Origin of the sequence: Sphingobacterium paramultivorum, from assembly GCF_014109745.1 — a bacterium.
Classification (GTDB): Bacteria; Bacteroidota; Bacteroidia; order Sphingobacteriales; family Sphingobacteriaceae; genus Sphingobacterium; species Sphingobacterium paramultivorum.
In genome coordinates this window covers 1,850,668-1,863,609 of the sequence record NZ_CP058555.1, presented here as the reverse complement: position 1 = coordinate 1,863,609, position 12,942 = coordinate 1,850,668, and the positions used below count along the sequence as shown (strand labels likewise).

At 37.9% G+C, this 12,942-nt stretch carries 15 protein-coding genes and 1 tRNA gene; 4 read left to right on the top strand and 12 right to left on the bottom strand.

Annotation, left to right across the window (positions count from 1 at the left end; all coding sequences use genetic code 11):
* Nucleotides 1-2: 2 nt before the first annotated feature.
* Entirely contained in the window at nt 3-1,427 is a 1,425-nt protein-coding gene (locus tag HS960_RS08120) for an ATP-dependent DNA helicase (protein ID WP_159726746.1), read from the bottom strand.
* Between the two features lie 85 nt (nt 1,428-1,512).
* Here HS960_RS08120 and HS960_RS08115 point away from each other — a divergent pair, with 85 nt between their 5' ends.
* The 3 genes from HS960_RS08115 to coaD are packed head-to-tail and all read left to right on the top strand — an operon-like array spanning nt 1,513 to nt 3,318.
* Complete coding sequence (locus HS960_RS08115; RefSeq protein WP_153848507.1) at nt 1,513-2,310, top strand: DUF3822 family protein; 798 nt, start codon at nt 1,513-1,515, stop codon at nt 2,308-2,310.
* The gene (rsmD, locus tag HS960_RS08110) at nt 2,301-2,840 is read left to right on the top strand and encodes a 16S rRNA (guanine(966)-N(2))-methyltransferase RsmD (RefSeq protein WP_153848506.1); all 540 of its coding nucleotides are present in this window, start codon (nt 2,301-2,303) and stop codon (nt 2,838-2,840) included. The genes HS960_RS08115 and rsmD overlap by 10 nt, the downstream gene beginning before the upstream one ends.
* A gap of 1 nt (nt 2,841) precedes the next feature.
* On the top strand, nt 2,842-3,318 hold the full coding sequence (coaD, locus tag HS960_RS08105; RefSeq protein WP_159726744.1) for a pantetheine-phosphate adenylyltransferase: 477 nt from the start codon (nt 2,842-2,844) through the stop codon (nt 3,316-3,318).
* A gap of 243 nt (nt 3,319-3,561) precedes the next feature.
* Here the strand turns inward: coaD and HS960_RS08100 are convergent, their stop codons facing one another.
* Complete coding sequence (locus HS960_RS08100; RefSeq protein ID WP_159726742.1) at nt 3,562-4,515, bottom strand: aldo/keto reductase; 954 nt, start codon at nt 4,513-4,515, stop codon at nt 3,562-3,564.
* A 182-nt stretch (nt 4,516-4,697) separates the two neighbouring features.
* On the opposite strand from HS960_RS08100, the gene HS960_RS08095 reads away from it, so the two are divergent.
* Nucleotides 4,698-4,777: transfer RNA gene (locus HS960_RS08095), tRNA-Leu, on the top strand.
* 201 nt (nt 4,778-4,978) lie between these two features.
* Here HS960_RS08095 and HS960_RS08090 read toward each other — a convergent pair.
* From HS960_RS08090 to HS960_RS08045, 10 genes are all read right to left on the bottom strand, one after another.
* Nucleotides 4,979-5,398, bottom strand: coding sequence for a c-type cytochrome (locus HS960_RS08090; protein ID WP_075992600.1), 420 nt, complete (start codon nt 5,396-5,398; stop codon nt 4,979-4,981).
* Between the two features lie 91 nt (nt 5,399-5,489).
* Nucleotides 5,490-5,876, bottom strand: a complete 387-nt coding sequence (locus HS960_RS08085) for a hypothetical protein (RefSeq protein ID WP_088161542.1) — start codon at nt 5,874-5,876, stop codon at nt 5,490-5,492.
* 44 nt (nt 5,877-5,920) lie between these two features.
* A complete protein-coding gene (locus HS960_RS08080) occupies nt 5,921-6,577 on the bottom strand; it encodes a DUF1345 domain-containing protein (protein ID WP_153848503.1) in 657 nt (218 codons plus the stop codon).
* An 11-nt stretch (nt 6,578-6,588) separates the two neighbouring features.
* A complete protein-coding gene (locus HS960_RS08075) occupies nt 6,589-7,401 on the bottom strand; it encodes a hypothetical protein (RefSeq protein ID WP_153848502.1) in 813 nt (270 codons plus the stop codon).
* 58 nt (nt 7,402-7,459) lie between these two features.
* Nucleotides 7,460-8,449, bottom strand: coding sequence for an LLM class flavin-dependent oxidoreductase (locus HS960_RS08070; protein ID WP_182332068.1), 990 nt, complete (start codon nt 8,447-8,449; stop codon nt 7,460-7,462).
* 46 nt (nt 8,450-8,495) lie between these two features.
* Nucleotides 8,496-9,683 carry a THUMP-like domain-containing protein gene (locus tag HS960_RS08065; RefSeq protein ID WP_182332066.1) on the bottom strand — a complete coding sequence of 396 codons (1,188 nt, stop codon included), beginning with the start codon at nt 9,681-9,683 and terminating at the stop codon, nt 8,496-8,498.
* The gene (locus HS960_RS08060) at nt 9,684-10,946 is read right to left on the bottom strand and encodes an aspartate kinase (protein WP_153848499.1); all 1,263 of its coding nucleotides are present in this window, start codon (nt 10,944-10,946) and stop codon (nt 9,684-9,686) included.
* Between the two features lie 23 nt (nt 10,947-10,969).
* Nucleotides 10,970-11,761, bottom strand: coding sequence for a DUF3298 and DUF4163 domain-containing protein (locus HS960_RS08055; RefSeq protein WP_153848498.1), 792 nt, complete (start codon nt 11,759-11,761; stop codon nt 10,970-10,972).
* Nucleotides 11,762-11,782: 21 nt separating this feature from the next.
* The gene (locus HS960_RS08050; RefSeq protein ID WP_153848497.1) at nt 11,783-12,235 is read right to left on the bottom strand and encodes a GNAT family N-acetyltransferase; all 453 of its coding nucleotides are present in this window, start codon (nt 12,233-12,235) and stop codon (nt 11,783-11,785) included.
* Entirely contained in the window at nt 12,228-12,920 is a 693-nt protein-coding gene (locus tag HS960_RS08045) for a YggS family pyridoxal phosphate-dependent enzyme (RefSeq protein ID WP_153848496.1), read from the bottom strand. The genes HS960_RS08050 and HS960_RS08045 overlap by 8 nt, the downstream gene beginning before the upstream one ends.
* Between the last annotated feature and the right edge of the window lie 22 nt (nt 12,921-12,942).

Sequence of the window (12,942 nt, the reverse complement as noted above, 5' to 3'; positions counted from 1 at the left end):
TCCTATGATGGATAGAAGTTTTCATTGAAATTGACCAGAAAAAGTTCCTTTGTTGCCCGGGTAACCCCAGTGTATAGCCATCTTAAAAATTCAAGATCCAACATGTCATCGTTTATATAACCCTGGTCGACAAATACGATTGGCCACTGGCCGCCTTGTGCTTTATGGCAGGTAATTGCAAATGCAAATTTAATCTGAAGCGCATTATAATAAGGATCTTTTTTAATTGCTTCGAGTCTGTCCTTCTTATCCATGATGTCGGCATAATCCAAAGCAATCTCTTCGTAGAGTGCTTTTTGGGTTTCATAGGGCAGATTGGGACTGTCTGTATAAAGGCTGTCTAGGATAACGCGGCAGGTGATGGGTTCTATTTCATCAATGTCTACAAATTCAAGTGTGACATCTGCAAATCGAAATCCATGCTGACCGTGGATATTACTTACTTTTCGGACTTTCGCCATATCGCCATTTGCAATAAATCCATCGCCCATGTTGTTTTCCTGCAGCCAGAAGTAGTTGTTTTTTACAACCATAATATAATCTCCGCCAGTGAGCTCCTCGTCCCGGAACAAAATCCTGTTCCTTATATTCTGATTGTATAAATTTGCTGATCGATTAGAACGGCAGATAATCATTGTATTTTCGAGCCCATATTTGTCATATGCATAGTTTATTCCCTCGATTAACCGTTCACCTGTCATCCTGTAAAGGTCTTTAAATCCATTTGTTATGAATTTTGGAAAGGGGAAGTCATTTTGATCTTCCTCTGCCGAGGCTATCTCTTCGCGTATTTTGGTTGCATTATACAATATACCGGAGTCTTTGGATTGGCGGACAACCGTGGTTAGCTCAAAAGGATAAACGCAAAGATGGAATTCACTTTCGAGATAGCTTGGGTTTAAGGCAGGACTATCCAAGAGTCCCACTGGAGGTAATTGAGCCGTATCTCCAACAAATAATAGGGTACAGTTCTTCCCTGATTGCACATAACGGATCAAGTCGTCCAAAAGGCTTGCCGAAAATGCATTCACAGACGCATTGGAGATCATTGAGGCTTCATCGATGATAAATAAAGTGTCTTCATGCAGGTTCTCCGCCAAGGTGAAATCCAGCTGGAATGAAACAGCAGATTTTTTACGGTATATTTTCTTGTGGATCGTCAGTGCCTTGCGTCCCGAATAATAGGTGATCACTTTTGCAGCCCTTCCTGTTGGCGCGAGCAGAACAGCTTTTTTTCGCAATGCAGGTAGCACTTTAACTAGCGCAGAAATTAACGTTGTTTTTCCCGTACCCGCGTATCCTTTAAGTACAAAGCAGGATTGCTTGTCAAAAGCGAGTAGAAATTCTTGCAATAATTCGAAAGCCTCCAACTGCTGTTCGGTGGCTTGCCAAGGGAATTGCTGTATTAACAGATTTTTGATGAACACCCTCAAAGTTATTTAAAAGGTTTGTCTTATCCTCTAGAAAAAGCTATTTTTGCTCTAAGAAGTTTTAATTTTTACAATTCAGCGAATGAATTATATTTCAAAACAATTTAATATTCATTATTTACCGGAATACAATCTTTTGGTCAAGGCTGGCTTTCAGAAGGATGTCTTGGCGGTGGTTGATAAAAAGTCGATCGTACCGATTTTGATCGAGTATCCGTCTGAGGAGCCAATTTTGGATGCCACACGAATTATGAGCCTTCCGTTTCGGTTTGTCCGCGTTGTGATACCACATCAAACTTTTACATTTATTCCAAAAGAATTTTTTCTGAGCGAAAACATCAGCGATTACCTACAGTTTTTAGGTACAACTGATCTTGAAAATACATTTAGCTATTCTTTAGATAATCTTAATTTAGTTGCTGTATATCAGTTTGATGGACTTTTATTGAATAGATGGAAGCGGTTGTTTCCTGATGCTGTTATACTTCCAGAATTTGCGGTTGTACTTGACCGTGCACAGGAGCGTGTATCCATTAGGGGGAGTGTGTTGGGGCTTCATTTTGTAGCTGACAATACAGTTGATTTTTATCTGTTTAAAAATGGTGTTTTCCAGCTTTATAATAGTTTTGAAATTCATAATCTAGATGATATCAGCTACTATGTGCTTAATATTTTAACACAATTCAATCTAGGGGACTCCATCAATAAAGTGCTCCTTTCAGGAGAAATTCCAAATGAATCCTATTATAAACGTATCTCTACTTATGCGGGTGATATCGAAATATTGGATTTGAAGACAAAAGTCGTATTGGCAGATAGCGAGATCGAGTCAAATTTGGCCCCATATAATGTATTGTTTGATTCTATACTATGCGAATAATCGGAGGTCGTTTAGGTGGTTTAAGGCTGAACCCACCGACCAATTTACCTGTGAGGCCAACCACGGATATCGCTAAGGAAGCGCTGTTTAATATTTTACAGAATCGACTGGATTTTGATCGTTTAAAGTGTCTGGATCTTTTTGCAGGAACAGGGAATATTAGTTTTGAGCTCGCATCACGGGATGTGGAATCAGTAGATGCAATAGATCTTCATTTCAAATGCGTGCAATATATTAATGATACGGCCGGGAAGATGAAACTGGAGCAAATTAAAGCAAGGAAAGCCGATGTATTTAAGTTTATTGCCAGCTGTAAGAATACTTATGATTTTATTTTTGCAGACCCACCTTATGATATTCCCAAATTGCCACAATTGCCAAAATTAATTTTTGAACAAGAATTGTTACATGAACATGGGCTTCTTGTTGTTGAGCATCCGTCAACAAGACAGATGGAAGATCATCCAAATTTTATAGAAACTAGAAAATACGGGTATTCATCATTTTCCTTTTACGCTAAGACTATCTAATATGAAAATTGCTGTTTTTCCGGGCTCTTTTGATCCCTTTACTTTAGCTCATCAAGATCTTGTTGAGAGAGCAATGCCGCTATTTGATAAAATTATTATTGCCGTGGGCTATAACGCCAATAAAAAAGGAATGTTAGATCACGACGAGCGGGTAGATTCAATTAGCCGTGTTTTTAAGGACGTAAGTAGGGTTGAGGTGCATAAATATAAAGGTCTTACAGTAGATTTCTGTAAGCAAGTTAAAGCGCGTTTTATATTGCGTGGGCTCCGAAATACTAATGATTTTGAATTTGAAAACGCTGTTGCTCAAAATAATTTATTGCTCAATAATGATGTTGAAAGCTATTTTTTAATGAGTAGATCTGGAAAGGCTCATATTTCTTCATCCATTGTTAGAGACGTATGGTTTAATGGAGGAGATATCAGTACAATGGTGCCTGTTTCCATTCTATCTTTGTTGAATGAAAAGATAAGATAAGTCACCTGAGTAAAGTCAACGAGGTATTAACAAAAATGGCTAACAGAATATTATTTTGTTAGCCATTTTTTATATTTGAAAAACAGGAACTTATATTCGTTATCTAACTAATATGTTTTCTTAAATTAAGGTCATTTCACTTTCTTGTATGCTGTGTGGCCAAATATTATTTGGTAATGCAATTGAAGTGTTTTTAATACTATTATTTTCAGTGTGTTAAATTGTTTTTCCCTTGTTTTTAGTCTAGTAAGAGCTTGCTTTGTCCAAGAGAAAACACTCTTCCGGTGTCAGCTTAATTTCTACAGCTCTGCTGAGCTCCTCGAGCTGTTGGATACTGGTTGCACTTACAATAGGCGCCGTAACTGAGGGCCTGTGTAAATTCCAGGCTAAGGCAATAGCTGACATACTAGCTTGTTGTGTGTGTGCTATCTCAGCCAACACATCTAAAATGCGCAGGCCGCGCGCGTTAAACCTGTCTTTTAATGCATCGTAACGCTTAGTCTCTTTGATGTCATCAATAGAGCGGTATTTGCCCGACAGGAAGCCACTGGCAAGTGAATAGTAACTGATTACGCCCAGATGATTATCAACGGCCAATTGTTCATACTGCTCTTCGTATTTCATACGGTCGTAAAGGTTATATTCAGGCTGGATAGCGATATAATATGGTAAATTGTGGTCTTCGGCTATTTGGAGGGATTCTGAAATACGTTCTGGACTTAGGTTTGAAGCACCGATCCATTTTATTTTTCCAGTCTGGATCAGGTGATGATAAGCCTCCAGTGTTTCATCGATTCCAGTTGTCAGATCATCGTGATGAGATTGATAAAGATCGATTGTGTCTACGTTCAACCGAAGGAGGGAATCTTCCACAGATTTAATAATATACTCTTTTTTAAGATTAGGTTTACTATTGTCTATTCGACGTCCGCCGACTTTTGTTGCAATCTGAATTTTATCGCGAATATCTCTTTTGCTGATCCATTTGCCAATAATTGTTTCTGATTCGGACCCACTGTGCCCCGGGACCCAATGTGAATAGTTGTTGGATGTATCAATAAGACTGAATCCCATATCGATAAAAGCATCTAACAGGGCGAAAGACTGTTTCTCATCGACGGTCCAGCCAAATACATTTCCACCAAAGACAAGAGGTTTGAATTCAATTTCACTGTTTCCGAGTTTTACTTTTTCCATGATCATTTGATTGTTTCCTGATTAAAATTACGTAAAAAAGGCCATTTTCAATCAATTGATAGGGCAGTGAAAAGTTTTTTTAAAATTTTCTCATTCATTTTCAGTGAGTTTTAAAAATGCGCGTTATGGTGATTTGGAATAATAAAAACTTTGCTTACTTTTGCATCATCCCAAACGGATATGCCCGGATGGCGGAATTGGTAGACGCGCTGGTCTCAAACACCAGTGGGAAACCGTGCCGGTTCGACTCCGGCTCCGGGTACTAAAGCTTCTCAATAGAGAAGCTTTTTTTATTTACTTACTTCTTACTTACTTGCTCACTGCTTTTTATGCTTAGCTTAAGGTCATTTCCAAAACTAATGGCCTCATTCTTCTGCTTTTCAGCTTTCTCCATTAAAATGTATTAGAAATAAAAAACACCATAATACAGGGTATTATGGTGTTACATGAATATGTGGTTTGATTAGTTTTTTGCCAAGACCATCTCTGGTTCTTCTTTTCCGCCATGACAGGTTTTACAGGAAATAGCTTTGGCAGGCGAGCTATCCCAGCTACGATTAAAATACTTTTTGTTTATCTTTTGGGTCATCTTAATCATCGCTCGTCCAATTTCTTTTTTGTGGTTATCGTCACTTGCAAAATCCATTTTTTTAGGATCCTCTTTCGATGGTGCGTGACAGAAACCACATTTTACGCCCAAAGCGACATTAAATTCCTTCATCGTAGAAATCAATTCATCGTGGGAGATATTCTTGGGAAGAACTTTTAGATTGGTCGGTTTTGGTTCTTCTTTAGGTTTTTCCTGTTGGAAGCTAAATGCACTCAAAGCAAGGGCGATAGCAAACACCGATGCAATTGCACCTAATTTATTTATTTTTTTCATTTCTCTTTTCCTTTATGCTTACCTAAATATAGGGAGAAAGCGATAATTTTCAAACAGAAAATGAAGTTAATATGACAATTTAGATTGATTATTATTTACGTACTGCATCCGTAACGTTCCAGCTTTGACTATTGGACTGGTAGTTAATTGTCAGCATTTTCCCCTCAATCGTCACGTTTTTTAAGCCGGTGGTGTCGGAAGAGACCCAGGTACTATCATTTGTTTTATTTAATACAAAGTCTGTAATATTCGGAATGCCTGTATAAAATTCAATTTTATAGGTGTTTCCGCTCACTTGTAAAACACGTATCAAACGATTATCCCGATCCACATCCAATGAATTATCCTGATATTGAACACGGCCTATAAAACTGCCGGAAGCCCCTGCAGATCCGTCCCCTGTGTTATCTTTTTTTGCACATGAGGTGATTAGAATAATAGATAAACTGAGCGCAGCTAAGGGGATGAACAATTTCATGTGTGTAATTTTTTGTGCTAAAATAAGCTTTTTTGGCCAAAATCTCAATTGATCAAACCAGAAATGATGTTAATAGTCAATGCAACGACAAACGTATTTAAAGCAAAGGAGAGGAGGCCGTGAAATAATGCTACTCTTCTTATTTTTTTTGAAGAGACTCCCACATCAGATACTTGAAAGGTACAGCCCATTACAAATGAAAAATAAGCAAAATCCAAATAATCTGGCTGATCATCTCCTGGAAACTCCAGTCCAGTTCCACCTGCATTATGTTCGTAGTATAGGCGTGCGTAATGAAAGGTATATATGGTATGAACCAATATCCATGAGGCCAACATGGCTAGCATACAAATAATGATAATGTAAGCATCATTCAGCTGTTTATCCTTACTTGATATGATAATCATTAATACTGAAATAAAACAGCCTATGGTCACTAAAATAATAAAAAGGGATACGAAGAGACGACTACCATCTTCTTGCTGTGCTTTTCGAGCAATTGTAGAAATAGGTGTGGTGTAGAATATATACCAAGATATAAAAACGTAGGAAAGACAAAAACCAAACCAGCACAACATTAAATTGAGCAAGGGGATGGTTTTAATGGGAGAGATGAAGTAGATCAATAAAAAAATACAGACCGAAATCAGTGCCCTATGAATGGATTGCATTCGATGTAGGTAATAGTTTATTTTTCCCATTTCACGTTCTATTAACAATCAAACTGTTCTTCTGCATCAAAAATCAGTGGGTTGCCATGATTTGAAAGCAACAGCAATAGCGCCTCTTCCTCATAATTTCTTGGATTGGAAAAAATAAAATCGAGAGCGCCATCCCGGTCAATATCTCCAACAAATAATGTCTTCATAAACACATGGTCATATTGATCTACCTGGAAAAGTGTCTTTTCTTTATTTCCATTAGTTGCACTATAGTTGAGTCTATAATTGGCAACCTCATGAAATACTTTCTCGTGACCATTTTCGTCAGTTTGCACTTCAGTGGATTTAATATCTCCTAGTGCTTTAAGGTTTACTTTTTGGTTCTTAAAAGTATACTGGACGGATTCTTTTGGCCAAATCTCGGACTGATTTATTTTAACATGTTCTATAAGACCGGGCTTAAGGCCGCTAAATTTCAGGAATAACAAAGAATTTCTTCGTGATTCGACACTTTTAGAAGGCACTTGAGCACAATCATCAAAACCATCTTTAATTACATAATCCGCCTTTGCCAAATAGTATTGGCCATTTTCTTCGTAAATATCATACCAATCTTTATTTAAGACAGCCGTTGGATCTTCCTTTTCCCAGATACGGTAACTACGAACAAGGAAAATCTGACCTTTTGAAGGATCTGCTTTTGGGTAAATAGAAGATGTTGTGTCTTCGACAGTCGATATCGTTAGACTGTCTGATACATTTTTTGTATCAGGTCGATCTTGCTGTTGTTTTGTTGTATGGTTGGTGCATGCCTGCAGGGAGAGCAAACCCAATATTAGGCTGAGGGGGAAAAAAACATTCATATACGGTGAATTTTGTTTAAATATATAAAATTCACCGTATATAAAGTAGCTTGGATCCTTAAGTGAGTATTTCTTTCAACAATGACAACGAGTGGAGACACTTTTCATTATCAAAGATATAGGAAGTGGCCATGATCTCGTCCACTTTGTGATCGTTTACGAATTTTTCTATTTCTGGAAGAATTTTAGTGCCATCGCCAATAAATGCACAGGAAGCCATACTTTGCACGGCTTGCTCTATAGCTGGAATGCCTTTATAGATAACTTCTTGAGTAGGTTCTGAAAGTGGCCTTCTGGTATTTGTCACAATACCAGCAAATAGATTATAGAAACTGGTTGCCAAAAAATTGGCTTCTTCGGTACTATCGGCAGCAATAACATTGACACAAGAGATGAAATATGGCTTTTCCAATGCATTAGAAGGAACAAAATTTTGATGATAGATCATGCTTGCTGAGGCAAACTGAGCTGGAGCAAAATGCGTTGCAAAAGCATAGGGAAGACCTAGACTAGCGGCTAAATAGGCACTATCGGTACTTGACCCGAGGATATAAAGTGGAATATCCAGTCCTTCTCCCGGAAAGGCACGTACTTTTGCGTCATAGTTGTCTGCACTGAAGTAGCGCTGTAAGTCTTTTACCTCTTGTGGAAATTGAAAGGCTGTATTCAAGTTGTTTCTACGTAAAGCCATTGCGGTCAATTGATCAGTGCCTGGTGCACGTCCTAAACCTAGGTCAATACGCCCTGGAAATAAGGTTTCTAAGGTTCCAAATTGCTCTGCGATGACTAAAGGAGCGTGATTTGGCAACATGATCCCACCAGAACCCACGCGAATAGAACTGGTATTTGATGCGATATGTTGTATTAGGAGTGAAGTTGCTGAACTGGCAATATATTCCATATTATGATGTTCGGCCATCCATATTCTTTTAAAATCTAATTTTTCTACATGTCGGGCAATTTTTACGGTGCGAGCCAACGCGCTCGCTGTATGCTCCCCTTTTTTGATCGGAGCTAAATCCAATGCTGATAATGCTATTTTATCCATACATTAAAATTACGGAGAAGATTTTCGACAATTGTAATGAAAATGTCTATTCTAGTATTCGCTGTGTATGTATGACACTAAATTGATCATTTAGGGTTGTCGTAAAAAAAGAAAAGGAGTCCCCAGCATCCTTGATTTTAAATTTCTTTTTAATCTCTTCTGTTTTGAGCGGGAAATTTTTGGCAATGATCCCTGATTGCAATGATTTCTTGTTTTTCTTGAAATCAGAAAAGGATTCTACCTGTTTTACGATAAATGTTTTACCAGGAAAGTTTTCGATCTTTTGATCGGAAGTGTAGAGATGCGTGTTTTTATGAAGTTTTTTAATGTCAAATAATTGGCCAACCGTTTTAAAGGCGCCAGCTTTGGAGAGAGCAACATCTGGTTCATATAAATAGGATAGTGGTTCGCTATATTCATTTACGAGAGCGCGCTCACTTTCATAGGTGAAGGAGATAACTTGTTGCTGTCCGTGATATAATCTGACGGCATGAATGACGGCGTCACCTTCATGATCTTTTTCTTGCACGAAAATAAGCTCTTTGCAGTCATTTTGTGAGGATACAACATAAACATCTTTCACATGTCTCAGCTGTTGTATGGCAGAAGAGATATCCAATAGTGGTGCAAGTTTGCTGATGATGGTGTTGCTGCGCTGAAAAAAGTCATCCTGCAATTGCACTAAATTAGGTTCACATTCATCCAATAAAAAGACCTTTTTGTTTTGAACTCTTCTCGAAGGATCTAAATAGATGTAATCAAATTGTTTGATTGGATCATTGAGAATATAATCGACACCGTTAGCGGCAATGATCTGAAGGTTATCCGCTTTTAATAAAGCGGCATTATGCTTTGTGATCGCTGCCAAATCAGGATTTAGCTCGCAAGACGTAACCTGTGCAGCCTGTTTTGAGAAATAAAAGCTATCTACGCCAAAGCCACTGGTGGCATCAATTAAGCTTGTACCTTTTTTAATCAGTGAACTTTTGAATACTGCCGTTGTTTCCGAAGAACATTGCTCCAAGTTAAGCTTGGCAGGAAAATAGATTCCTGGCGTTTCCGCCCATAAGGGAATTTTTGTGCTAGCCCGTTGTCTTCCGTCGAGTTGTGCGGCAAGCTCGGAAGACGATATTCCTTCAAAAGGAGATTTTTTTAATGCAATTTTAGTAGGGGACTCAAGTGCGTTTTTTTCTAAAAACTGTTGAATCTCCTCTTGAAGGATCAATGTATTCATTTATATTTTCTTTACGAGAAGCTGACAGGTATATGTATCCTTTAATTCACTAATAACTTGCTTATCAACCAAAACGCGATCAATTGTTTCTTGATTGTAATAACGAATTGTAATAAGCTCGAGTCCGGATTCATATTTGACTTTGAATCTTTGCTCCAGCTCATTGATTAAGTCCACCAGATTTTTTCCAGTATCATCTACTGCAACGGTGAAATTGATAGCTGTGTTGTGCATCATATTGATTTTGATACGATGCTCGTAGAATAGATTGAAGATATCTCTTAAATTATCTTCCACGATAAAAGAGAAGTCCCTTGGAGAGATGGAAATAAAAATTTGATTTACCTTGAATATGAAAGAAGGAACAGGTAAGGTTTGATTCGTACTTTTTATCATAGTACCCGGAGAATCGGGGTCGACAAAGGAACGTACGTTCAATGCGATTTTCTTATTCTGTAATGGTTTGATGGTTTTAGGGTGAATGACCGTTGCACCATAATAGGTAAGTTCGATGGCATCCGTATAGGATAACTCGGGAATTAGCTCGGTTTTCTCAAACCATTTTGGATCGGCATTAAGTACACCCGGAACGTCTTTCCAAATCGTTACATTTTCGGCATTTAGGCAGGAAGCAAAGATCGCAGCCGAATAATCGGAGCCTTCACGACCCAAAGTAGTTGTGAAATTTTCAGAGGTAGAGCCCAAAAAACCTTGCGTAATCACGATATATTCGTCAAGTATTGCAGGCAGCTCCGTGCGAATTTTTTCTTCAGTTTTATTCCAGTCTACAACTGCTTCGCGATACGTATTGTCTGTGAATATATAATCACGCGCATCGAGCCATTTTACCTTTTCACCGATAAAAGCAACATAAGCTGCCACGATCTTTGTCGAGATAAGTTCACCCATCGATACAATTTGATCGAAAAGATAGTCATATGAATCTTGAGGTTCCTCCTCTAAAATCCACTCGATCTCCACAAAGCAGTTAGAAATTTCATCAAATATAGGGTGTTCAGCCTCAGGAAATAATTCTCGAAGGATATGAAAGTGAAATTCTTTGGCCTCTTCCAATGTCTGAAATTGGTTGCCAGTATTGTTAAAATATTCTTTGGTCAATTTTTCTAGAAGGTTTGTTGTCTTTCCCATCGCTGATATGACAACTAACAAGGCTTCGCCCTTGTATTTTGAAATAATCCGCGCTGAATTTCTGACACTTTCTGCATCCTTTACTGATGCGCCCCCAAATTTAAAAACCTGCATTTATTTATTAGTTTAGTTGATTGCTAATTGATACTATTTATATAATGTAATCCTTTGTCCGAAATCAAATGTTTGAATGTCGTGTAGGGAATACGTAATTCTGTATTTCCCTCCGCATAGGATTTGATCTCATATACGTTATAATAAAATAGAATATCGTCCTTTTCAAACGTAAAATTATCTGCGAGCGAAAACCTACCATCTTCAAAAAAATACTTTCCACTTAAAGAATCGTCCGTGCTTAACCCTTCTTGTTTGCGGAAATATTGCTCAGCGATTTTGACAAATTTATCTTTATTCTCTTTCTGAATAATGTCATCAATCATAATCTGTTTGTTTGACTGTCTATCGAAGTTTGAATAAAGGGTAAAGTGGTCACCATGTGCACCGCCCGTGTATTCGTCCTGCTTTGTCCTTAGTCCCAGAAAAACAGGAGTATTGGCAATCACATCGACCTGTAGGTCCCGGTTCCAGGTTGAAGTGGATTTGCCGTTATTATCCTCCACATATTCATTGTAAGAATTAATAAAACGACGGGCGGCCTCCTGCATACTTGTGTCGCCTTCGAGATGAACAATAGTGGTGATAAGTTCATTAATATTATCTTCTTGAAAAACAGGGTATTTTGCGCGAAAATACGTTGTATCCAGTCGATCATCTTCTTTTAGAAAATAATTGCTATGCTCATCTATGCTTTTTTGACTATAGGAGAGTGTGTCTGTGGGCTGTGTCGCTATAGCGGCCTTTTTGTGGTCATTGCAAGCGGACAGCAAACAGCTGATAACTAATACTATTAAAGAAAAGTAAAATCGCATTGAATAGATTATCTCTGTTATTTAATAAGTGATTGACACATTGATCCATTCGGCATCAAAGTTTGCTTTATATTTTTCATAAAACTTTATAGCGGGCTCATTCCAATCGAGGACTTGCCATACCATGCCATGGAATCCACATTGTTTACCGTAAGCTAAAGTTTTATCAAAAAGCAGTTTTCCTATCCCCAGACCTCGCATTCTTTCGGTGACAATCAGATCCTCCAAATAGAGTCTTCTGCCTTTCCACGTCGAATATCGGACATAATATAATGAAATTCCGACAATTTCGCTATCCACTTCAGCAACAAATGCGCCCCAAACGGGATTCTTTCCAAAGCCTGCATCTTTAAATTCTTCAAGTGATACTGTGACTTCGTCTGGTGCTTTTTCAAAAATAGCCAATTCTTTAATCAGCTCGAGCATTTGTGGGCAATCATTGTCAATTGCCTCTCGTATGGTTGCTTTAATCATTGTTTTTGAAGTGCTTGATTACTCTTTTACCAAATATTGTGCTTCCGATGCGTACCATTGTTGAACCTTCTTCAATCGCCAGCTTATAGTCTGAAGACATCCCCATGGAGAGAATATTGAAATACTCTTCCTTCCGATAAAAACTTGCCTTAATCCCATCGAATAACATTTTTAACTCATAGAATTCAGCTTTAATGACTTTTTCTTTATCCGTATTGGATGCTATGCCCATTAAGCCACAAATTCGAATATTTTTTAATTCTAGAAACTCGTCGTCGCGAAGAAGCTCAACTAGCTCAGCATGGTCGAAACCAAATTTTGTTTCTTCTTCTGCAATATATACCTGCAACAAACAGTCGATTGTACGCTTCGCTTTCTGAGCATGTTTGTTAATCTCTTTTAATAATTTTAATGAATCAACTGACGCAATTAAGCTGATGAATGGTGTAATATATTTAACCTTATTTGTTTGAAGGTGACCAATCATATGCCACTGAATATCTTTAGGTAAAAGCTCTGCTTTTTCAACTAATTCTTGAACATGATTTTCACCAAAGATACGTTGTCCTGCCTCATAGGCTTCCATAATGTCCGAATTGGATTTTGTTTTTGAAACTGCTACAAGTTGTACCCCAACAGCCTCGGTTTCCAATCTTAACGTTTCTAAATTATTAGCAATACTCATTTCCGATATAGTTTTGATGATG

Bases quoted from the DNA above. Each gene is read 5' to 3' on its own strand.
- HS960_RS08075 (WP_153848502.1), bottom strand. From the start codon at position 7,401: ATGAATGTTTTTTTCCCCCTCAGCCTAATATTGGGTTTGCTCTCCCTG.
- HS960_RS08090 (WP_075992600.1), bottom strand. From the start codon at position 5,398: ATGAAAAAAATAAATAAATTAGGTGCAATTGCATCGGTGTTTGCTATC.
- HS960_RS08070 (WP_182332068.1), bottom strand. From the start codon at position 8,449: ATGGATAAAATAGCATTATCAGCATTGGATTTAGCTCCGATCAAAAAA.
- coaD (WP_159726744.1), top strand. From the start codon at position 2,842: ATGAAAATTGCTGTTTTTCCGGGCTCTTTTGATCCCTTTACTTTAGCT.
- HS960_RS08080 (WP_153848503.1), bottom strand. From the start codon at position 6,577: ATGGGAAAAATAAACTATTACCTACATCGAATGCAATCCATTCATAGG.
- HS960_RS08065 (WP_182332066.1), bottom strand. From the start codon at position 9,683: ATGAATACATTGATCCTTCAAGAGGAGATTCAACAGTTTTTAGAAAAA.
- HS960_RS08045 (WP_153848496.1), bottom strand. From the start codon at position 12,920: ATGAGTATTGCTAATAATTTAGAAACGTTAAGATTGGAAACCGAGGCT.
- rsmD (WP_153848506.1), top strand. From the start codon at position 2,301: ATGCGAATAATCGGAGGTCGTTTAGGTGGTTTAAGGCTGAACCCACCG.
- HS960_RS08085 (WP_088161542.1), bottom strand. From the start codon at position 5,876: ATGAAATTGTTCATCCCCTTAGCTGCGCTCAGTTTATCTATTATTCTA.
- HS960_RS08115 (WP_153848507.1), top strand. From the start codon at position 1,513: ATGAATTATATTTCAAAACAATTTAATATTCATTATTTACCGGAATAC.
- HS960_RS08050 (WP_153848497.1), bottom strand. From the start codon at position 12,235: ATGATTAAAGCAACCATACGAGAGGCAATTGACAATGATTGCCCACAA.
- HS960_RS08055 (WP_153848498.1), bottom strand. From the start codon at position 11,761: ATGCGATTTTACTTTTCTTTAATAGTATTAGTTATCAGCTGTTTGCTG.
- HS960_RS08060 (WP_153848499.1), bottom strand. From the start codon at position 10,946: ATGCAGGTTTTTAAATTTGGGGGCGCATCAGTAAAGGATGCAGAAAGT.
- HS960_RS08100 (WP_159726742.1), bottom strand. From the start codon at position 4,515: ATGGAAAAAGTAAAACTCGGAAACAGTGAAATTGAATTCAAACCTCTT.